The 386-nt window shown below is 57.0% G+C and carries 3 tRNA genes; all 3 read left to right on the top strand.

Annotated elements, in window-relative coordinates:
- Positions 1–10: 10 nt before the first annotated feature.
- The 3 genes from EFBL_RS20065 to EFBL_RS20075 all read left to right on the top strand — a co-directional run bounded on the left by EFBL_RS20065 (position 11) and on the right by EFBL_RS20075 (position 363).
- Positions 11–85: transfer RNA gene (locus tag EFBL_RS20065), tRNA-Gly, on the top strand.
- Positions 86–127: 42 nt separating this feature from the next.
- Positions 128–212 (top strand) — tRNA-Leu (locus EFBL_RS20070).
- Positions 213–286: 74 nt separating this feature from the next.
- Positions 287–363: transfer RNA gene (locus tag EFBL_RS20075), tRNA-Arg, on the top strand.
- Positions 364–386: the final 23 nt, after the last annotated feature.

Raw genomic sequence — 386 nt, forward strand, 5'->3', positions numbered from 1 at the left:
GGGGTGTCGTGCGGAAGTAGCTCAGCGGTAGAGCATCGCCTTGCCAAGGCGAGGGCCGCGGGTTCGATCCCCGTCTTCCGCTCCATCGATGGGCGATGTGGTTATTGGCCGCACGCCCTCCCGAAATGCGACCGTGGCGGAATCGGCAGACGCGCACGTTTGAGGGGCGTGTGGGATATCCCGTGGTGGTTCAAGTCCACTCGGTCGCACCACTTGTGAATTTCGGGGTTCCCACGAAGTACCCGGAATTTGCTGCAAATGTTTACGTCACTTCGTGGAGTGATTTGTGCCCTTAGCTCAGCCGGATAGAGCGTTTGACTACGAATCAAAAGGTCGGGAGTTCGAATCTCTCAGGGCACGCCATTTATAACTACTTTGGATCTGCT

The organism is Effusibacillus lacus (assembly GCF_002335525.1).
GTDB classification, from domain to species: domain Bacteria; phylum Bacillota; class Bacilli; order Tumebacillales; family Effusibacillaceae; genus Effusibacillus; species Effusibacillus lacus.